This window comes from Pseudescherichia vulneris NBRC 102420 (assembly GCF_000759795.1).
Taxonomy (GTDB): domain Bacteria; phylum Pseudomonadota; class Gammaproteobacteria; order Enterobacterales; family Enterobacteriaceae; genus Pseudescherichia; species Pseudescherichia vulneris.
In genome coordinates, this window is sequence record NZ_BBMZ01000003.1 from 1 (window position 1) to 19,146 (window position 19,146).

At 57.1% G+C, this 19,146-nt stretch carries 19 protein-coding genes and 1 tRNA gene; 10 read left to right on the top strand and 10 right to left on the bottom strand.

What is annotated here, in order from left to right:
- Positions 1 to 15: 15 nt before the first annotated feature.
- Positions 16 to 91, bottom strand: a tRNA-Gly gene (locus EV102420_RS02850).
- Positions 92 to 290: 199 nt separating this feature from the next.
- Positions 291 to 836: an oligoribonuclease gene (gene orn / locus EV102420_RS02855; protein WP_042388667.1), complete on the bottom strand. Its 546-nt coding sequence runs from the start codon at positions 834 to 836 to the stop codon at positions 291 to 293.
- Positions 837 to 930: 94 nt separating this feature from the next.
- Between orn and rsgA the strand changes: the two genes are divergently transcribed.
- The 3 genes from rsgA (at position 931) to mscM (ending at position 6,415) form a co-directional block, all read left to right on the top strand.
- The gene (rsgA, locus tag EV102420_RS02860; RefSeq protein ID WP_042388670.1) at positions 931 to 1,983 is read left to right on the top strand and encodes a small ribosomal subunit biogenesis GTPase RsgA; all 1,053 of its coding nucleotides are present in this window, start codon (positions 931 to 933) and stop codon (positions 1,981 to 1,983) included.
- A 98-nt stretch (positions 1,984 to 2,081) separates the two neighbouring features.
- Complete coding sequence (asd, locus tag EV102420_RS02865) at positions 2,082 to 3,047, top strand: archaetidylserine decarboxylase (protein WP_042388671.1); 966 nt, start codon at positions 2,082 to 2,084, stop codon at positions 3,045 to 3,047.
- A 35-nt stretch (positions 3,048 to 3,082) separates the two neighbouring features.
- Positions 3,083 to 6,415 (top strand): miniconductance mechanosensitive channel MscM, encoded by a 3,333-nt coding sequence (mscM, locus tag EV102420_RS02870; protein WP_042388674.1) that lies wholly within the window; start codon positions 3,083 to 3,085, stop codon positions 6,413 to 6,415.
- Positions 6,416 to 6,463: 48 nt separating this feature from the next.
- On the opposite strand, the gene yjeM is transcribed toward mscM, so the two are convergent.
- Positions 6,464 to 7,966 carry a glutamate/gamma-aminobutyrate family transporter YjeM gene (yjeM, locus tag EV102420_RS02875; RefSeq protein WP_042388675.1) on the bottom strand — a complete coding sequence of 501 codons (1,503 nt, stop codon included), beginning with the start codon at positions 7,964 to 7,966 and terminating at the stop codon, positions 6,464 to 6,466.
- Between the two features lie 212 nt (positions 7,967 to 8,178).
- Positions 8,179 to 9,156: an elongation factor P--(R)-beta-lysine ligase gene (gene epmA / locus EV102420_RS02880; protein ID WP_042388679.1), complete on the bottom strand. Its 978-nt coding sequence runs from the start codon at positions 9,154 to 9,156 to the stop codon at positions 8,179 to 8,181.
- Positions 9,157 to 9,396: 240 nt separating this feature from the next.
- On the opposite strand from epmA, the gene frdA reads away from it, so the two are divergent.
- The 5 genes from frdA (at position 9,397) to blc (ending at position 13,340) form a co-directional block, all read left to right on the top strand.
- Positions 9,397 to 11,187, top strand: a complete 1,791-nt coding sequence (frdA, locus tag EV102420_RS02885) for a fumarate reductase (quinol) flavoprotein subunit (protein WP_042388681.1) — start codon at positions 9,397 to 9,399, stop codon at positions 11,185 to 11,187.
- Positions 11,180 to 11,914, top strand: a complete 735-nt coding sequence (locus EV102420_RS02890; protein ID WP_042388683.1) for a succinate dehydrogenase/fumarate reductase iron-sulfur subunit — start codon at positions 11,180 to 11,182, stop codon at positions 11,912 to 11,914. Before frdA ends, EV102420_RS02890 begins: the two co-directional genes overlap by 8 nt.
- A 10-nt stretch (positions 11,915 to 11,924) precedes the next feature.
- Positions 11,925 to 12,320 (top strand): fumarate reductase subunit FrdC, encoded by a 396-nt coding sequence (gene frdC / locus EV102420_RS02895; protein WP_042388685.1) that lies wholly within the window; start codon positions 11,925 to 11,927, stop codon positions 12,318 to 12,320.
- Between the two features lie 9 nt (positions 12,321 to 12,329).
- Positions 12,330 to 12,689 (top strand): fumarate reductase subunit FrdD, encoded by a 360-nt coding sequence (frdD, locus tag EV102420_RS02900; RefSeq protein WP_042388687.1) that lies wholly within the window; start codon positions 12,330 to 12,332, stop codon positions 12,687 to 12,689.
- Between the two features lie 120 nt (positions 12,690 to 12,809).
- Positions 12,810 to 13,340 carry an outer membrane lipoprotein Blc gene (gene blc / locus EV102420_RS02905; RefSeq protein ID WP_042388688.1) on the top strand — a complete coding sequence of 177 codons (531 nt, stop codon included), beginning with the start codon at positions 12,810 to 12,812 and terminating at the stop codon, positions 13,338 to 13,340.
- Here the strand turns inward: blc and sugE are convergent.
- Positions 13,337 to 13,654, bottom strand: a complete 318-nt coding sequence (gene sugE / locus EV102420_RS02910) for a quaternary ammonium compound efflux SMR transporter SugE (protein WP_042388690.1) — start codon at positions 13,652 to 13,654, stop codon at positions 13,337 to 13,339. The genes blc and sugE overlap by 4 nt on opposite strands.
- Positions 13,655 to 13,919: 265 nt before the next feature.
- On the opposite strand from sugE, the gene EV102420_RS02915 reads away from it, so the two are divergent.
- Positions 13,920 to 14,522: a response regulator transcription factor gene (locus EV102420_RS02915; protein WP_042388691.1), complete on the top strand. Its 603-nt coding sequence runs from the start codon at positions 13,920 to 13,922 to the stop codon at positions 14,520 to 14,522.
- 30 nt (positions 14,523 to 14,552) lie between these two features.
- On the opposite strand, the gene ecnB is transcribed toward EV102420_RS02915, so the two are convergent.
- A complete protein-coding gene (ecnB, locus tag EV102420_RS02920; RefSeq protein ID WP_042388694.1) occupies positions 14,553 to 14,699 on the bottom strand; it encodes a lipoprotein toxin entericidin B in 147 nt (48 codons plus the stop codon).
- Positions 14,700 to 14,876: 177 nt separating this feature from the next.
- Positions 14,877 to 15,443, bottom strand: coding sequence for an elongation factor P (gene efp / locus EV102420_RS02925; RefSeq protein WP_042388697.1), 567 nt, complete (start codon positions 15,441 to 15,443; stop codon positions 14,877 to 14,879).
- Between the two features lie 40 nt (positions 15,444 to 15,483).
- Here efp and epmB point away from each other — a divergent pair, with 40 nt between their 5' ends.
- Positions 15,484 to 16,512 carry an EF-P beta-lysylation protein EpmB gene (gene epmB, locus EV102420_RS02930; protein WP_042388699.1) on the top strand — a complete coding sequence of 343 codons (1,029 nt, stop codon included), beginning with the start codon at positions 15,484 to 15,486 and terminating at the stop codon, positions 16,510 to 16,512.
- A gap of 62 nt (positions 16,513 to 16,574) precedes the next feature.
- On the opposite strand, the gene EV102420_RS02935 is transcribed toward epmB, so the two are convergent.
- From EV102420_RS02935 to EV102420_RS02945, 3 genes are all read right to left on the bottom strand, one after another.
- Positions 16,575 to 16,928 (bottom strand): DUF4156 domain-containing protein, encoded by a 354-nt coding sequence (locus EV102420_RS02935; RefSeq protein ID WP_042388702.1) that lies wholly within the window; start codon positions 16,926 to 16,928, stop codon positions 16,575 to 16,577.
- 138 nt (positions 16,929 to 17,066) lie between these two features.
- Positions 17,067 to 18,713: a chaperonin GroEL gene (gene groL / locus EV102420_RS02940; protein WP_042388705.1), complete on the bottom strand. Its 1,647-nt coding sequence runs from the start codon at positions 18,711 to 18,713 to the stop codon at positions 17,067 to 17,069.
- A 43-nt stretch (positions 18,714 to 18,756) separates the two neighbouring features.
- Complete coding sequence (locus EV102420_RS02945) at positions 18,757 to 19,050, bottom strand: co-chaperone GroES (RefSeq protein ID WP_042388708.1); 294 nt, start codon at positions 19,048 to 19,050, stop codon at positions 18,757 to 18,759.
- Positions 19,051 to 19,146: the final 96 nt, after the last annotated feature.

Below are 19,146 nucleotides of genomic sequence, written 5' to 3' on the forward strand. Positions count from 1 at the left end.
CGGCTAATCAAGTTTTGGAGCGGGAAACGAGACTCGAACTCGCGACCCCGACCTTGGCAAGGTCGTGCTCTACCAACTGAGCTATTCCCGCAAACTTGTTGCTGTCGTAACGTTAATTTCTCATCGTTACGGGAGGCGCATTATACGAGAAATCATTTTAGCTGCAACCCCCTACAAAGCGAATTTTGCGAAATTAAGTTCAAACGCTGCAATATTCGTCACATTGCACATTTTTACATCGGAACGCATACCGTAGGCCCGGCAAGCCTTTGCCGCCGGGCATGTTGCGCTTACAGCTTAATAAAATGCTCACGGTAATAAGCCAGCTCGGCTACCGATTCGCGGATATCATCCAGCGCCTGGTGCGTGTTCTGCTTTTTCAGGCCGTTGAGCACCTCCGGCTTCCAGCGCTTAGCCAGCTCCTTCAGCGTGCTGACATCGAGGTAGCGATAGTGGAAGTAGGCTTCCAGCTCGGGCATATACTTAAACAGGAAGCGACGATCCTGACCGATGCTGTTGCCGCAGATAGGGGATGTCCCTGCCGGGACCCACTCCTTCAGGAAAGCAATAGTCGCCAGTTCGGCGGCGCGGTCGTCCTGGGTACTGGCCTTAACCCGCTCCACCAGTCCGCTGCCGGTATGGGTGCGTACGTTCCACTCATCCATCAGCGCCAGCTGTTCATCTGACTGGTGCACGGCAATTACCGGGCCTTCTGCCAGAATATTCAGGTTGGCATCGGTGACCAGGGTTGCGATCTCAATAATGCGATCGCGCTCGGGATCCAGCCCGGTCATCTCAAGATCGATCCAAATCAGGTTGTTTTCATTTGCACTCATGCTATTTTCCACCCATCTCGCACGACTATAATTATCTAAATTAGCATCTATCATAGAGGTTTTGCCCATCAGGGGCGACCAGGAGTCAGTACGATTGAGTAAAAATAAACTCTCCAAAGGCCAGCAGCGCCGTGTGAAAGCAAACCACCAGCGTCGGCTTAAAACGTCTACGGAGAAGCCGGATTACGACGATAACCTGTTTGGCGAAACCGCCGAAGGGATTGTCATTAGCCGTTTTGGTATGCACGCCGACGTTGAAGCCGCCGATGGCCACGTCCACCGCTGTAACATCCGCCGCACGATCCGTTCGCTGGTTACCGGTGACCGGGTGGTCTGGCGTCCAGGCAAGGCCGCTGCTGAAGGGGTTAACGTAAAAGGCATCGTTGAGGCAGTGCATGAGCGCACGTCGGTGCTGACCCGCCCCGATTTTTATGACGGGGTAAAACCCATCGCCGCCAATATCGATCAGATCATCATTGTCTCTGCCATTCTGCCGGAGCTGTCGCCTAACATCATCGACCGCTATCTTGTGGCCTGTGAAACGCTGGACGTGGAACCGCTCATCGTACTCAATAAGATTGACCTGCTGGACGAGCAAAGCAGGGCGTTTGTGGACGAGCAGATGGATGTCTACCGTAAGATTGGCTATCGCGTGCTGATGGTCTCCAGTCACACCCAGGACGGCTTAAAACCGCTGGAAGAGGCGCTGACCGATCGTATCAGCATCTTTGCCGGCCAGTCCGGGGTAGGCAAATCGAGCCTGCTGAACGCCCTGCTGGGATTACAGGAAGAGATCCTGACCAACGACGTCTCCGATAACTCGGGGCTCGGCCAGCACACCACTACCGCGGCTCGGCTCTATCACTTCCCGCACGGCGGGGATGTGATCGACTCCCCTGGCGTACGGGAATTTGGTCTCTGGCACCTGGAGCCGGAACAAATCACCCGCGGCTTTGTCGAATTCCACGACTATCTCGGTCACTGTAAATACCGTGACTGCAAGCACGGCAGCGATCCCGGCTGCGCGATCCGGGAAGCCGTTGATAAAGGCGAGATTGCTGAAACCCGGTTTGAAAACTATCACCGTATTCTGGAGAGCATGGCGCAGGTAAAAACGCGTAAAAACTTTTCTGAATCCGACGACTGACAATTAAGCTGAGCATCGCTAAAATCGTCCCCTTTTTTTAAGGGTCCGCTGCTGCGTTGCGGATCAGGAACGACCAAAACACTAGCCTGGAGGCTACCTTGTTAGACTCATTTAAACTTTCGCTTCAATACATTCTGCCTAAACTGTGGCTCACTCGCCTCGCGGGCTGGGGCGCAAGCAAACGCGGGGGATGGCTTACCAAGCTGGTCATCGACCTGTTCGTCAAATACTACAAGGTTAATATGCAGGAGGCGCAAAAGCCGGATACCGCCAGCTATCGCACCTTTAACGACTTTTTTGTGCGCCCGCTGCGCGACGAAGTCCGCCCGCTTAACACCGATCCCAGCGTGCTGGTGATGCCTGCCGACGGCGTAATCAGCCAGTTGGGCCGTATCGAAAACGACAAGCTGCTGCAGGCCAAAGGTCATCACTACAGTCTTGAGGCGCTGCTGGCCGGTAACTATCTGCTGGCGGACAAGTTCCGTGACGGCAGCTTCGCGACCACCTATCTGTCGCCGCGTGACTATCACCGCGTCCACATGCCTTGCAACGGCATCCTGCGCGAGATGATCTACGTTCCGGGCGATCTCTTCTCGGTTAACCACCTCACCGCGCGCAACGTACCGAACCTGTTCGCCCGTAACGAGCGCGTTATCTGTGTGTTCGACACCGAATTCGGCCCGATGGCGCAGATTCTGGTTGGCGCGACCATTGTTGGCAGCATCGAAACCGTCTGGGCGGGCACCATCACGCCGCCGCGCGAAGGCATTATCAAACGCTGGACGTGGCCAGAAGGTGAAAGCGAAGGTGCTGTGGCACTGCTGAAGGGCCAGGAGATGGGTCGCTTTAAGCTCGGCTCAACGGTGATCAACCTCTTCGCACCGGGCAGCGTCGCGCTGGCAGAGCATTTAGAGAGCCTGTCGGTGACTAAAATCGGCGAGCCGCTGGCTTACTCTACCGAGGCCGTTGCCCCGGATGTCACCCCTACCCCGCTGCCGCAGGAAGAGATTGACGCCGAGCACGACGCCAACCCGTTGGTAGACGACAACAAAGACCCGGTTTGATCTAACAAAGGTTTAATTTACAAAGGTATAGCAACGTGCGCCTGATTATCGCATTTCTGATGGCCTGGTGCCTCAGCGCGGGGGCGTACGCTGCGACGATCCCCGACGCCAAACAGATCACCCAGGAGCTGGAGCAGGCTAAAGCGGCCGCCGCCTCACCCGAGCAGGCGGAAACCGTGGAGGCGCTCCAGTCCGCGCTGAATGCCCTTGAGGAGCGTAACGGCTCCCTTGAGCGCGCTAAACAGTATCAGCAGGTCATCGACGACTTCCCCAAACTCTCCGAGACGCTGCGTAGCCAGTTCAACAACCTGCGCGACGAGCCTAAAGCCGTTCCGGCAGGCATCACCACCGATGCCTTAAACCAGGAGATCCTCCAGGTCAGCAGCCAGCTGCTGGAAAAAACGCGCCAGGCCCAGCAGGAGCAGGAGCGCGCCCGGGAGATCAACGACTCCTTAAGCCAGCTTCCGCAGCAGCAGACCGACGCCCGCCGTCAGCTAAGCGAAGTCGAGCGCCGCATCGGCACGCAGACCGGCACCACCGCGCTGGCCCAGGCGCAAACCCTGAGCGCACAGGCAGCGTCTGCCAGGCTGAAGGCCCAGGTGGATGAACTGGAGCTTGCCCAGCTGTCGGCAAATAACCGCCAGGAGCTGGCACGGATGCGATCCGAGCTGGCCCAGAAGCAGGCCCAGCAGCTGGATACCTATCTTCAGGCGCTGCGTAATCAGCTTAACAGCCAGCGTCAGCGCGAGGCCGAGCAGGCGCTGGAGAGCACCGAGCTGCTGGCAGAGAACAGCGCCAACCTGCCTGCAGGCATCGTTGACCAGTTCAAAATCAACCGCGAGCTGTCGCAGGCGCTCAACCAGCAGGCCCAGCGGATGGATCTGGTGGCCTCCCAGCAGCGCCAGGCGACCGGTCAGACGTTGCAGGTACGCCAGGCCCTGAATACGCTGCGCGAGCAGTCCCAGTGGCTGGGGGTCTCCAACATGCTCGGCGATGCGCTGCGTGCCCAGGTGGCCCGCCTGCCGGAGATGCCGAAGCCGCAGCAGCTGGATACCGAGATGGCCCAGCTGCGAGTGCACCGCATGCACTATGAGGATCTGCTCAACAAGCAGCCTCAGCTGCGTCAGATCCACCAGGCGGATGGGCAGCCGCTAACCGCCGAGCAGAGCCGTATCCTGGAGGCGCAGCTGCGTACCCAGCGCGAGCTGCTCACCTCTCTGCTGCAGGGAGGCGACACGCTGATCCTGGAGCTGACCAAGCTGAAGGTTTCCAACAGCCAGCTTGAGGATGCGCTGAAAGAGGTCAACGAAGCCACCCACCGCTATCTCTTCTGGACCGCCGACGTCAGCCCGATGACGCTCAGCTGGCCGATTGAGATTGTGCAGGATCTGCGCCGCCTCATCTCGCTGGATACCGTAAACCAGCTCGGCAAGGCGACGATGATGATGCTGACCAGCAAGGAGACGCTGCTACCGCTGTTTGCCGCGCTGGTGCTGGTGGGCTTCAGCGTCTACTCCCGCAAGCACTTTACTCGCTTCCTGGAGCGCTCCAGCGCGAAGGTCGGCAAAGTGACGCAGGATCACTTCTGGCTCACGCTGCGCACGGTGTTCTGGTCGATTCTTGTGGCCTCCCCGCTGCCGGTGCTGTGGGCGACGCTCGGCTACGGTCTGCGATCCGCCTGGCCCTATCCGCTGGCGGTGGCGATCGGTGATGGCGTCACCGCTACCGTGCCGCTGCTGTGGGTGGTGATGATCTGCGCCACCTTCGCCCGCCCGACCGGCCTGTTTGTCGTGCATTTTGGCTGGCCGCGCAGCCGGGTGGCACGCGGCCTGCGCTCTTACCTGATGAGTATCGGCCTGATCGTGCCGCTGATTATGGCGCTGATCATGTTTGATAATCTCAGCGACCGCGAGTTCTCCGGCTCCCTTGGCCGCCTCTGCTTTATGCTGATCTGCGGCGCGCTGGCCGTGGTGACGCTGAGCCTGAAACGCGCCGGGATCCCGCTCTACGTCGATAAGACCGGCAGCGGCGACAACATGGTTAACCGCATGCTGTGGAACCTGCTGCTGAGCGCCCCGCTGGCGGCGATGCTGGCGGCGGCCGTGGGCTATCTGGCAACCGCCCAGGCGCTGCTGGCCCGACTAGAGACCTCGGTGGCGATCTGGTTCCTGCTGCTGGTGGTGTATCACATCATCCGCCGCTGGATGCTGATCCAGCGCCGTCGTCTGGCCTTTGACCGCGCAAGACATCGCCGGGCAGAGATCCTGGCCCAGCGCGCCCGCGGCGAGGAGGAGCAGGCCCACTCGACCAGTACGGAAGGCGCGGTAGAGGTAGACGAAAGCGAGCTGGATCTCGATGCCATCAGCGCCCAGTCGCTGCGGCTGGTGCGCTCAATTCTGATGCTGATCGCCCTGCTCTCGGTGATTGTGCTGTGGTCAGAGATCCACTCGGCGTTTGGCTTCCTGGAGAATATCTCCCTGTGGGACGTTACCTCGACGGTACAGGGCGTCGAGAGCCTGGAGCCGATCACCCTCGGTGCAGTGCTGATCGCCATTTTGGTATTTATCATCACCACCCAGCTGGTGCGGCACCTGCCAGCCCTGCTGGAGCTGGCGCTGCTCCAGCACCTCGACCTGACGCCGGGAACGGGCTACGCCATCACCACCATCACCAAATATCTGCTGATGCTGTTCGGTGGCCTGGTGGGCTTCTCTATGATCGGTATTGAGTGGGCTAAATTACAGTGGCTGGTCGCGGCGCTCGGTGTGGGATTAGGCTTTGGTTTACAGGAGATCTTTGCCAACTTTATCTCTGGCCTGATCATCCTGTTTGAGAAGCCGATCCGCATTGGGGATACCGTGACCATTCGCGATCTCACCGGTAGCGTAACGAAGATCAATACCCGTGCTACTACCATTAGCGACTGGGACCGTAAAGAGATCATCGTGCCGAATAAGGCGTTTATCACCGAGCAGTTTATCAACTGGTCGCTGTCGGATTCGGTGACGCGTGTGGTGCTTACCGTTCCCGCGCCCTCGGATGCCAACAGCGAAGAGGTTACGCAGCTGCTCTACACCGCCGCTGAGCGCTGCTCGCTGGTGATCGATAACCCGCCGCCGGAGGTCTTCCTGGTGGATCTGCAGCAGGGTATTCAGCTCTTTGAGCTGCGTATCTACGCCGCCGAGATGGGCCACCGAATGCCGCTGCGTCACGAGATCCATCAGCTGATCCTGCAGGGTTTCCGCGAGCACGGCATCGACCTGCCGTTCCCGCCGTTCCAGATGCGTCTGGAGTCTCTCGACGGCAAACGCGCCGCCAGGACGTTAAGCTCTGCCGGACGCGGCCAGCGCCCATCGGGTAGCCTGTAGTCATCACGTTTAATCACAACGCCGCAGCTTAACCGCTGCGGCGTTTTTTTAGCGGGGTGACAACCTACCCACGCGGCTGATGCGCCGCTGGTAACGCTCATATAGCCCCAGCGCCAGCAGCGAGAAGAAGATCGGCCCGCCCGCCATCCACAGAGCGCTGCTCAAATCCCCTTTCTCAATCACCGGCTCAATGACGGTAAAAATATTGGCGAAGGCCACCAGCAGCACAACAATGCCGGTCATCACCAGCGTCGTACCGCGAGATTTGAAAATCACAAAGGGCCGATGCAGATCCGTTTTGGCCTTAAAGAAGGGAAACGCCAATGCCAGGAAGAGGTACGGCAGCGTCATGGAGACGTTCGCCATCAGCGTCACTTTGTTATAAAACGCCGATGCCGTACCGCCGCCGAACGAGACCAGCAGAATGATCAGGCTCACCAGCAGGCACTGGAGCCACATTGACGTCTCAGGCATGCCGCTCTTATTTAATCGCGTCATCGGCGCGGGCCACATCTCTTTCGGCGTCCCCTGAATAATCGCCTTCAGCGGGGAGTAGATCAGCGTAAAGAACGCCCCGGTATAGGCGAGGAACATCGACAGGCCGGTTATTCTGGCAAACCAGACGCCGGTCAGGCTAGCCGCCTCAGGCGACAGATGCAGCGCGTTGCCCAGCGTTGCGCCCAGGCTCTCCATCAGCACGTAGGTTATGTTGCCAAGGTTGGTCGAATCGGTGCTTAACACCTGCTGCCAGTTGGTGCTGACGCCCCAGAGAATAATAGCCAGAGAGTAGCCGATGGAGATCACCACGGCGGCAAAGATAATGCCTTTAGCGAAGTTTTTCTCGGGGTTTTCGGTCTTATCCACCAGACCGCCTACCGCCTCAATGCCGCCGTAGGCGAACAGGGCAAAGACCATAAACGACAGCATAGAGAGATCGGAGTGATAGCCTGGATTCGGCGAGGCAGTGAAGTTGATCGCCTCAGCAAAATGCCCACCGTTAAGCAGTAAAATCGCAATGCTGGCAAAGAGCAGCACCAGGTTAAGACACATGACGGCAATCCCGCCGACGGCGGTGACTTTGGCGATCTTATTAATACCCTTAGCCGCCACAAAGGTCACTACCACCATCCAGACAACGGCCAGCACGCCCACCACCTGCGTGGGCTGTAAGCCAGCGACGTGCCAGCGCTGCGTCATATCCGCGCCCACGATAAAAGTAGAGAAGGGAACCCATACCTTCGCGGCGGTGCTGACCATCCAGATGACGTACGATGAAAACCACATAAAGGTGCCGATAAACGCATAGCGTGGCCCGACGCTGTTCTCCATCCACGAGTAGATCCCGCCCTCCTCTTTACGGTAGGCGGCCCCCATCTCGGCCATCATCAAGGCAAAAGGAATGAAGAAGAACAGGGCTGCAAAGATATACCAGGGCGTGGCGCTGTGGCCCATCAGGTAAAACGCGCTGCCGCTGTTAGCAAAGCCAAAAACCGATGTAAATATCATGAGAACAAGCCCCATCAGGCTCATCTTTTTAAGATTGTCGCTCATAGATCTATCCCTGCTGTCTGGTGAAAGAGAGGGTAAAAAAGTTACCCAAATGAACGGCTGGATAGTAACAAAGCGGTAGGTTTAAATTGTGACTTCAGGAGGGAAAGCAAAAGATGAAGTGGGCAATTAGCACAAAAAGTAATATTTTATTTTGCACTATCTCGGTACAACCATGTAGGCCGGGTAAGCAGAGTGCTACCCGGCTTGGTTATTTACGCTCTGTCGACTGAAAAGGCCAGCACCTCGGCCAGGGTCTCTGTGCCCAGTGCCAGCATTACCAGACGATCGACACCCAGCGCCACGCCGGAGCAGTCCGGCAATCCCGCCTCCAGCGCGCCCAGCAGGTTGTAATCGATAGGCTGCTGCTCCAGGCCCATGGCCGCACGCTTGCGGTTATCCTGCTCAAAGCGCTGCTGCTGTTCACGGGCGTCGGTCAGCTCATGGAAACCGTTCGCCAGCTCCATGCCTTTGAAATAGACCTCAAAACGCTCCGCTACGCGATGATCTTCGGTGCTGATCTGCGCCAGTGCCGCCTGACTTGCCGGGAAGTGATAGACAAACGCCGGGCGATCTTTGCCAATGTGCGGCTCAACGCCCATGGTAAAGAGCAGCTGCAGCAGCGTGTCCCGATCCTCTTCCCGATCGGCAATATTACTTAGATCCAGCCTGGCCGCAGCATCACGCAGCTGCTGCTTGTCGGCTGAGAGCGGATCGATATCCAGATGACGCTGAAACGCCTGCTGATAGGAGAGCGAATCCGCCGCCGGGCACTCCAGCACCTGTTGCAGCAGATCGTCTACTTCGTTCATCAGCCGGTACATATCATAGTGCGGGCGATACCACTCCAGCATGGTGAACTCAGGGTTATGGTGACGCCCCATCTCTTCATTGCGAAAGCTACGGCACAGCTGGAAAACCGGTCCACAGCCCGCGGCCAGCAGGCGCTTCATGTGGTACTCCGGGCTGGTCATCAGATAGAGATCCAGTCCCTGCGAGTGGCCTGGGCCAACAAAACGGGTTTTAAACGGGAACAGATGAACGTCCGTGACCGTCGCCTGGCTCATGCAGGGCGTCTCCACCTCCAGCACGCCGCGATCGGCAAAGAAACGGCGGATCTCGGCCATTATTGCTGCACGTTTCAGCAGGTTAGGAATAGATGCGCTCGGCCGCCAGGCTGCCGTTTCACTCATGGTGTGTTCTCCGATGTCAGACAAGGGCACGAAGTCTACTCGACGGGGGACCCGGAGACAAATTCTGTGCGGCAAATTTACGCAACCAGAACCCTTTTTCGTGACGGGCCAGAGCAAAAAACGGCTGCAAAGATCGGCAAAAAAATCGAACACGTCAAATTTCCCTCAGATCCCTACGGGTATACTGGCGTACCCATAATGGAGCAGTGGAACTGTTTACAGCCAATCTGGAGGAATGTCGTGCACACTTTTCAAGCCGATCTCGTCGTTATAGGCGCTGGCGGTGCGGGTTTACGCGCTGCTATAGCGGCCGCCCAGGCGGATCCCAATGCGAAAATCGCCCTTGTCTCAAAGGTCTATCCCATGCGCAGCCACACCGTGGCGGCCGAGGGAGGCTCTGCTGCCGTCACGCAGGATCACGACAGCTTTGAGTACCATTTTCACGACACCGTAGCCGGCGGAGACTGGCTGTGCGAGCAGGATGTGGTCGACTATTTTGTTCACCATTGTCCAACGGAGATGACCCAGCTTGAGCTGTGGGGCTGTCCGTGGAGCCGCCGTCCGGACGGCAGCGTTAACGTGCGCCGCTTTGGCGGGATGAAGATCGAGCGCACCTGGTTCGCCGCTGATAAGACCGGCTTCCATATGCTGCACACCCTCTTCCAGACCTCCCTCCAGTTCCCACAGATCCAGCGCTTCGATGAGCATTTTGTCCTCGATATCCTCGTGGACGACGGGCAGGTTCGCGGCCTGGTCGCCATGAATATGATGGAAGGCACCCTGATGCAGATCCGCGCCAATGCGGTGGTGATGGCCACCGGCGGTGCGGGGCGCGTCTATCGCTATAACACCAACGGCGGCATCGTCACCGGTGACGGCATGGGAATGGCGCTGGCTCACGGCGTACCGCTGCGCGATATGGAGTTTGTGCAGTATCACCCCACCGGCCTGCCGGGCTCCGGCATTCTGATGACGGAGGGTTGCCGGGGCGAAGGCGGTATTCTGGTTAATAAAGATGGCTACCGCTATCTGCAGGACTACGGCATGGGGCCGGAAACGCCGCTGGGCGAGCCAAAGAACAAATATATGGAGCTGGGGCCACGCGACAGGGTCTCCCAGGCTTTCTGGCACGAATGGCGTAAGGGCAACACGATCGCCACTCCGCGCGGTGACGTGGTCTATCTCGATCTGCGCCACCTCGGTGAAAAGAAAATTCTTGAGCGCCTGCCGTTTATCTGTGAGCTGGCTAAAGCCTATGTCGGCGTCGATCCGGTGAAAGAACCTATCCCGGTTCGTCCTACCGCCCACTACACCATGGGCGGCATCGAGACCGACAGCCGGTGCGAAACCCGCATTAAAGGGCTGTTTGCCGTGGGCGAGTGCTCCTCGGTCGGCCTGCACGGTGCTAACCGTCTCGGCTCAAACTCGCTGGCGGAGCTGGTGGTATTCGGTCGTCTTGCCGGGGAGCGCGCTATTGCGCATTCTCGTGCCGTGGGTACCGCTGCCGATAGCGCCCTCACCGCCCAGGCCGTTGATGTCGAGCAGCGTCTGAAAGCGCTGGTTAATCAGCAGGGCAACGAGAGCTGGGCAACGATCCGCGATGAGATGGGCCTGTCAATGGAGGAGGGCTGTGGCATTTACCGAACGCCGGAGCTGATGCAGAAAACCGTCGATAAGCTGGCAGAGCTACAGGAGCGCTTTAAGCACGTGCGCGTAACCGACACCTCCAGCGTCTTTAATACCGAGCTGCTCTACACCATTGAGCTGGGACACGGGCTGAACGTCGCCGAGTGTATGGCGCACTCCGCGCTGGCCCGCAAAGAGTCGCGCGGGGCGCACCAGCGTCTGGACGAAGGCTGCACCGAGCGTGACGACGTCAACTTCCTGAAACATACCCTCGCCTTCCGCGATGCCGATGGCACAACGCGCCTTGCCTACAGCGATGTCAACATCACCACGCTGCCGCCGGCGAAACGCGTCTACGGTGGGGAAGCGGAAGCTGCCGAGAACAAGGAGAAGGCGAATGGCTGAGATGAAAAACCTGAACGTAGAGGTGGTGCGCTACAACCCGGAGGTCGACTCCGCTCCGCACAGCGTATTTTATGAGGTGCCCTACGATGAACAGACCTCGCTGCTGGACGCGTTGGGCTACATCAAAGATAACCTCGCGCCCGACCTGAGCTACCGCTGGTCCTGCCGCATGGCCATCTGCGGATCCTGCGGCATGATGGTGAACAACGTGCCGAAGCTGGCCTGTAAAACCTTTCTGCGCGACTACACCAAGGGCATTAAAGTGGCAGCGCTGGGCAACTTCCCCATTGAACGCGATCTGGTGGTGGATATGACCCACTTTATCGAAAGCCTGGAGGCCATCAAGCCCTACATCATTGGCAACCTCCGCACGCCGGAACAGGGGCCTAACCGGCAGACGCCAGCGCAGATGGCGAAGTACCATCAGTTCTCCGGCTGCATCAACTGCGGGCTGTGCTATGCCGCCTGCCCGCAGTTTGGCCTGAATCCGGAGTTTATCGGCCCGGCGGCGATTACCCTGGCCCACCGCTATAACGAAGACAGCCGCGACCACGGCAAGCGGGATCGCATGGCGCAGCTAAACGGCGAGAACGGCGTCTGGAGCTGTACCTTCGTCGGCTACTGCTCGGAAGTCTGTCCGAAGCATGTCGATCCGGCGGCGGCCATTCAGCAGGGTAAGGTAGAGAGTTCAAAAGACTTTCTGATCGCCACCCTGAAACCACGCTAAGGAGCGCATGATGACAACGAAACGTAAACCCTGGGTGCAGCCGATGCCGTCAGGCTGGTGGAAAAGCCTGCCCTTTTACCGCTTCTACATGCTGCGCGAAGGCACCTCCGTGCCCACGGTCTGGTTCAGCATCGTACTGATTTACGGCCTGTTTGCGCTGAAGCATGGCCCGGAGTCATGGGCGGGCTTTGTCGGCTTCTTGCAAAACCCCGTGGTGATTATCCTGAATCTGCTGACGCTTGCCGCCGCGTTGCTGCACACCAAAACCTGGTTTGAGCTGGCCCCGAAAGCGGCCACCCTCATCGTGAAGGGTGAGAAGCTGGGGTCGCAGCCGGTCATCATGGCGCTGTGGGCCGTCACGGCGCTGGTCAGCGTGGTGATCCTGTTTATTGCACTCTTCTGGTAAGGAGGCCTCATGATTAATCCAAACCCAAAACGCGCTGACGAGCCGGTATTCTGGGGGCTGTTTGGCGCAGGCGGCATGTGGGGCGCAATCGTCGCGCCGGTCATCGTGCTGCTGGTTGGCATTCTGCTGCCGCTCGGGCTCTATCCGGGCGAGGCGCTGGGCTACGATCGCGTGCTGGCCTTTGCGCAAAGCCTCATTGGTCGGGCCTTTATCTTTCTGATGATTGTCCTGCCGCTGTGGTGCGGCCTGCACCGCATTCATCACGGCATGCACGATCTTAAAATCCACGTTTCCCACGGTAAATGGGTGTTCTATGGCCTGGCGGCGATCTTAAGCGTTGTCACGCTGATTGGCGTTATTACCCTTTAACAGCTGTAATGCCCGGCGAAACGCTGCCGGGCATCGCATTCTGCAAATATCTTGCGTTGTAAAAATAGATTTTCTTTAGTCAGGTTCTACACTTAGCAAAAAGCCTGTAAGGAAAATGCCATGCGTCTTCTACCCATTGTTGCTGCCGTTGCCGCTGCGTTTGTCGTGGTGTCCTGTAGTTCCCCTACTCCGCCCTCTGGCGTAACGGTTGTCGAGCATTTCGATGCCAAACGCTATATCGGTACTTGGTATGAGATCGCCCGCTTCGACCATCGCTTTGAGCGTGGGCTGACTAACGTCACCGCCACCTACACGCTGCGGGACGATGGCGGGCTGAACGTTATCAATAAAGGCTATAACCCGTCACGGGGAATGTGGCAGTCCACCGACGGCAAGGCCTACTTTACCGGCAGCCCGGATCGCGCCGCGCTGAAGGTCTCTTTCTTCGGTCCCTTCTATGGCGGCTATAACGTGATTGCGTTGGATAAGGACTATCAGCACGCGCTGGTCTGCGGCCCGAACCGTGACTACCTGTGGATCCTGTCGCGCACCCGTACTATCCCTGACAAGGTAAAACAGCAGCTGCTGGATACCGCTACTCGCCAGGGATTTGCCGTAGAGAAGTTAATTTGGGTGCCGCAGAACCGCTAGTGGGTACTGAGCTTCAAGCCAATAATCCCGGCAACGATCAGCGCCAGGCTGAGGATCCGCGCCGGGCTGGCTGACTCGCCCAGCAGCAGAATACCTGCCGTTGCCGCGCCAACCGCACCGATGCCGGTCCAGATGGCGTAGGCCGTACCGACCGGCAGGGTTTTCATTGCCCATGACAGCATCATAATGCTGACGATCATCGCAGTGACGGTAATCAGGCTGGGGATCAAACGGGTAAAACCGTGGGTGTACTTCAGGCCGATGGCCCAGACAACTTCAAGCAAACCCGCAATAAATAGAATAAACCAGGACATAACAGGCTCCCGACTGTGGGGCCGTCCCCGGTGAAACATGGCGCTTGTGGGTCGTCCCGCAAGGCTGAGGTGAAGAAAGAATTGTCGCCTGGGGTGCACTGTTTTTCAACTTTTTAATAAATCCCCCTGATTTGCCTCTTTAAAGCAAGAAATAGAGGTAGTTAGCAACGGAGTTCCCGCATTTACCCTTTAGCGCACCCCCCTATGATAGTGTGCTTTCTGCTAGCAGTAAGCCGTCACCCCTATCCTGACTGCGAATAAAGACATGCTGAAAATTCTTTTGATTGACCGTTGTTATTTCACCCGTTTAGGGTTGGAGATATGGCTCAATCAAGCTGGTTTATTTTCCACCCCCGTTGTCGTTACCGGGCTGAACAATCTGATGCTGGCAAAAGAGCATGCCATGCAGTGGCAACCGGATCTGGTTATTGCCGATCTCTACGGTTTCGCTGGCGATCTACACCATATTCAACAGCTCTCATCCCTGCTTATGGCATGCAGCGATCGTAGCAAGCTTATTTTATTTCAGTCCGGTCATAACGCCGACATGGAAAATTACTGTCAGCAGTTTCCGATCTCGGCCCGCCTGGCTAAGACCGACTCGCTGGCTATGCTCGCGCAATCAATTAATACAGCCCTGCTGGCACGACCAATTTATGCTGAGCCACAGACCGCCGCGCCGCTGCTTACGCGTCAGGAGGAGAAGGTATTATCGCTATGGATGGAAGGAACAAATAATCACTGTATTGCCAGCCGTCTCGGGATTAACGGGAAAACCGTCTACACCTACAAGCGCAATATTCGGATGAAGCTGGGGATGTGTAATCGTTTTACGCCGTTCCTGTCGCTGCCGGAGGGCGTGAGGTAACGGTACGGCAAGCAGCCGTACCGTCCGGGATTACTGCTGGGCTTTGGTTGCTGCACCAGAGATCGCGCTACCGCCGGTAGAGATATCTTCACCTACGCCACGCGTAGTGTTACAGGCGGTCAATGCTGAAGAAAGCACCAGAACAGAAAAGATCGCTGCAATTGTTTTCTTAACCATAATATCTTCCTTTAAGGCCAAAGTTATTTGTGTATAGCCACTTAAGCATAGACAAAATCCAAAAAAATGGCGGGAGAGGATGATTTTTTAAGAAAATTCGAGCGAAAGTAAGGCCGAGAGGAGGGTAAAAAACCTATCGGCGCAGCGGGAGCCACGCCGACAGGCTTAGCGCATAAATTACTTCACGCGGGAGACGTATTCGCCAGAGCGGGTGTCAACTTTGATCACTTCGCCAATCTGTACGAACAGCGGAACCTTAACCACGGCACCGGTAGAGAGGGTAGCCGGTTTGCCACCGGTCCCTGCGGTATCACCCTTCAGGCCTGGATCGGTTTCAATGATTTCCAGCTCCACGAAGTTCGGCGGGGTCACAGCGATAGGCTGGCCGTTCCACAGGGTCACGATGCACTCAGCCTGATCCAGCAGCCACTTCGCATTCTCGCCAACCGCTTTCTCATCGGCAGCCAGCTGCTCGAAGGTCTGGTTGTTCATGAAGTGGTAGAACTCACCGTCGTTGTAGAGGTAAGTCAGGTTCATATCTACAACGTCTGCGCCTTCAGCGGAGTCGGTAGATTTGAAGGTTTTCTCAACGCGGGTGCCGGTCAGCAGACGGCGCAGCTTAACGCGGGCGAAAGCCTGGCCTTTACCCGGTTTAACGAATTCACTGGCTTCAACCGCATACGGTTCGCCATCCATCATGATTTTAAGACCAGCACGAAAATCGTTGCTATAGTAAGTCGCCATAAGGCCCTCTGAAATTGATAACTGGTAGCTAAGCCACAAAATGGCGCATATTGTAACCCTAAATACCCCATCCAGAGAAGATTGGTTAGTACAACTTGCCGATGTAATTACCGATCCGGATGAACTACTGCGTCTGTTAAATATAGACGCCGATGAAAATCTGCTCGCAGGACGGGCGGCGAAACGCCTGTTTGCCCTGCGCGTTCCACGAGCATTTGTCGCCCGAATGGAACAGGGCAACCCCCACGATCCGCTGTTAAGACAGGTACTTACCTCGCAGGACGAGTTTGTTGCCGCCCCAGGGTTCAGCACCGATCCGCTTGATGAGCAGCACAGCGTTGTCCCCGGACTGCTGCATAAATACCGTAACCGCGCGCTGCTACTGGTAAAAGGGGGCTGTGCGGTAAACTGCCGCTACTGCTTCCGTCGCCACTTCCCCTATGCCGATAATCAGGGCAACAAGCGCAACTGGCAGGCCGCGCTGGATTATATCTCCGCGCATCCTGAGCTGGATGAGATCATCTTTTCCGGCGGCGATCCGCTGATGGCGAAAGATCATGAGCTGGACTGGCTGCTGACCCAGCTGGAAGCGATCCCGCACGTCAAGCGCCTGCGTATTCACAGTCGACTACCTATTGTGATCCCAGCGCGCATCACCGACGCGCTGGCGTCACGCTTTGCCCGCTCGTCACTGCAGATCCTGCTGGTTAACCACATCAACCACGCTCAGGAGATTGATGCGTCGTTTCGTCAGGCCATGGCGACGCTGCGCACTGCGGGCGTGACGCTGCTTAACCAGAGCGTGCTGCTGCGCGGTGTTAACGACAGTGCCCAGACACTAGCGGATCTCAGCAACGCGCTGTTTGATGCGGGCGTGATGCCTTACTACCTGCACGTGCTGGATAAGGTTCAGGGCGCGGCGCACTTTATGGTGACGGATGATGAAGCCCGCCAGATTATGCGCGAGCTGTTGACGCTGGTATCAGGCTATATGGTGCCACGACTGGCACGGGAGATTGGCGGCGAGCCAAGCAAGACGCCGCTGGATCTGCAGCTGCGCCAGAGTTAACTCAATAGTCACGCCCGGTGGCGCTACGCTTACCGGGCCTACAAATTATCCGGCCATCACCCTCAGTTCGGGCACTTATAGACCTGGCCGTTCATTTCGCTGGCGGTCGGGACAAAGCTCGACATAAAGCCTTGGGTAGGGCTGGTCACGCTGTAGAGGACGTTGCCACCCATCTCAGCGGCGTGGTTACGCAGCGCTACCGCCGCGCCGCGCATGGAGCCACCCTCTTCGCCGTGCTGGCCTGAGAGCCAGTTGCTCTGCTTGCCCGTTGCGGTGCCGATATACTGACACTCCGCGCCCGGCTTATCTTCAACAAAGCGAACGCTCTGTCCGCCTGCGGTGAGGGCGTTGCCAGAGCTACAGCCCGCCAGCAGCAGTGCCGCACCTACGATCCCTGCAGAAACTTTCATGCGCATTTTATTCCTCGTTCTTATCAGCTGGACACAACCTGTCCGTGTCTAAACCTTATACTAAAAAGATGACCAAAAGAAAAACCCCCGGACATTTCTGCCCGAGGGTTTCTTTTTATTTCTGCGAGGTGCAGAACAACATGATTACATCATGCCGCCCATACCACCCATGCCGCCCATACCACCAGCGCCGCCTAAGTCAGGCGCGTCAGCTTTCGGCAGGTCGGTCACCATGCACTCGGTGGTGATCATCAGACCGGCAACGGAGGCCGCGTACTGCAGAGCAGAACGGGTCACTTTAGTCGGATCCAGGATACCCATGTCGATCATGTTGCCGTACTCTTCGGTCGCCGCGTTGTAACCGTAGTTACCGTCACCCGCTTTCACAGTGTTGGCAACAACAGACGGCTCTTCACCGCAGTTCAGCACGATCTGACGCAGCGGTGCTTCCATTGCGCGCAGCGCAACTTTGATACCGACGTTCTGGTCTTCGTTCTGGCCACGCAGCTCGCTCAGTTTGCTTGCTACACGGATCAGCGCCACGCCACCACCGGCAACTACGCCTTCTTCTACCGCAGCACGGGTTGCGTGCAGGGCATCTTCAACGCGGGCTTTCTTCTCTTTCATCTCAACTTCGGTAGCTGCACCGACTTTGATTACCGCTACGCCGCCTGCCAGTTTCGCTACGCGCTCCTGCAGTTTTTCACGGTCGTAATCGGAGGTAACTTCTTCGATCTGCTGACGGATCTGAGAAACACGGCCCTGAATTGCCGCTTCTTCACCCACGCCATCGATGATGGTGGTGGTGTCTTTGTTGATCACAACGCGTTTTGCCTGACCCAGGTCTTCCAGGGTTGCTTTTTCCAGCTCCATACCGATCTCTTCAGAGATTACGGTACCGCCGGTCAGGATAGCGATATCCTGCAGCATGGCTTTACGACGGTCGCCGAAGCCCGGTGCTTTCACCGCAGCCACTTTAACGATACCGCGCATGGTGTTCACTACCAGAGTCGCCAGCGCTTCGCCTTCAACGTCTTCAGCAACGATCAGCAGCGGTTTGCCTGCTTTAGCAACAGCTTCCAGCACCGGCAGCATTTCGCGGATGTTGGAGATTTTTTTGTCAGCCAGCAGGATGAACGGGCTTTCCAGTTCGATAGAACCGGTTTCCGGCTTGTTGATGAAGTAAGGGGAGAGGTAGCCACGGTCAAACTGCATACCTTCTACCACGTCCAGCTCGTCCTGCAGACCGGTGCCTTCTTCAACGGTGATCACGCCTTCTTTGCCCACTTTCTCCATCGCCTGCGCGATCAGAGTACCCACGGTTTCGTCGGAGTTAGCAGAGATGGTGCCTACCTGAGCAATAGCACGGGAGTCAGAGCAAGGTACGGAGAGGGTTTTCAGCTCTTCAACAGCGGCGATAACGGCTTTATCGATACCGCGTTTCAGATCCATTGGGTTCATGCCCGCAGCAACGGCTTTCAGGCCTTCGGTGATGATGGACTGAGCCAGTACGGTTGCAGTGGTGGTACCGTCGCCCGCAGCGTCGTTCGCTTTGGAGGCTACTTCTTTCACCATCTGTGCGCCCATGTTCTCGAACTTGTCTTCCAGCTCGATTTCACGTGCAACGGAAACACCGTCTTTAGTAATGGTCGGTGCACCGAAAGATTTATCCAGAACGACGTTACGGCCTTTCGGGCCCAGGGTCACTTTCACTGCATCTGCCAGCACGTTCACGCCGCGCAGCATTTTCACACGGGCGTCGTTACCGAATTTTACGTCTTTAGCTGCCATTTTCTTTTTCCCTTAAATTCGTATGGTTCAGTTCGCGCGTGGATTACGCTTCAACAATTGCCAGAATGTCAGATTCGGACATGATCAGGACTTCCTGATCGTCGATTTTCTCTGCTTTCACGCCGTAGCCATCGTTGAAAATAACGATGTCGCCGACTTTCACGTCCAGCGGCTGCACGGATCCGTTTTCGAGGATGCGGCCTTTACCGACAGCGATGATCTCGCCACGAGTAGATTTACCAGCAGCACTACCGGTCAGAACGATGCCGCCAGCTGATTTAGACTCGACTTCTTTACGCTTGACGATGACACGGTCATGTAGTGGACGAATACTCATTGATAGCTCTCCTTTGAGAAAGTCAGTATCGGTTATGGATGACGCCGGTTCCTTTTCGCTTCCCGGCTGGTGACGAGAGAGATGGGGATGGCCTTT

Coding starts and splice junctions, on each gene's coding strand:
- orn (WP_042388667.1), bottom strand. CDS start 836: ATGAGTGCAAATGAAAACAACCTGATTTGGATCGATCTTGAGATGACC.
- yjeM (WP_042388675.1), bottom strand. CDS start 7,966: ATGAGCGACAATCTTAAAAAGATGAGCCTGATGGGGCTTGTTCTCATG.
- epmA (WP_042388679.1), bottom strand. CDS start 9,156: ATGAGTGAAACGGCAGCCTGGCGGCCGAGCGCATCTATTCCTAACCTG.
- EV102420_RS02890 (WP_042388683.1), top strand. CDS start 11,180: ATGGCTGAGATGAAAAACCTGAACGTAGAGGTGGTGCGCTACAACCCG.
- frdC (WP_042388685.1), top strand. CDS start 11,925: ATGACAACGAAACGTAAACCCTGGGTGCAGCCGATGCCGTCAGGCTGG.
- frdD (WP_042388687.1), top strand. CDS start 12,330: ATGATTAATCCAAACCCAAAACGCGCTGACGAGCCGGTATTCTGGGGG.
- blc (WP_042388688.1), top strand. CDS start 12,810: ATGCGTCTTCTACCCATTGTTGCTGCCGTTGCCGCTGCGTTTGTCGTG.
- sugE (WP_042388690.1), bottom strand. CDS start 13,654: ATGTCCTGGTTTATTCTATTTATTGCGGGTTTGCTTGAAGTTGTCTGG.
- EV102420_RS02915 (WP_042388691.1), top strand. CDS start 13,920: ATGCTGAAAATTCTTTTGATTGACCGTTGTTATTTCACCCGTTTAGGG.
- ecnB (WP_042388694.1), bottom strand. CDS start 14,699: ATGGTTAAGAAAACAATTGCAGCGATCTTTTCTGTTCTGGTGCTTTCT.
- efp (WP_042388697.1), bottom strand. CDS start 15,443: ATGGCGACTTACTATAGCAACGATTTTCGTGCTGGTCTTAAAATCATG.
- epmB (WP_042388699.1), top strand. CDS start 15,484: ATGGCGCATATTGTAACCCTAAATACCCCATCCAGAGAAGATTGGTTA.
- EV102420_RS02935 (WP_042388702.1), bottom strand. CDS start 16,928: ATGCGCATGAAAGTTTCTGCAGGGATCGTAGGTGCGGCACTGCTGCTG.
- groL (WP_042388705.1), bottom strand. CDS start 18,713: ATGGCAGCTAAAGACGTAAAATTCGGTAACGACGCCCGTGTGAAAATG.
- EV102420_RS02945 (WP_042388708.1), bottom strand. CDS start 19,050: ATGAGTATTCGTCCACTACATGACCGTGTCATCGTCAAGCGTAAAGAA.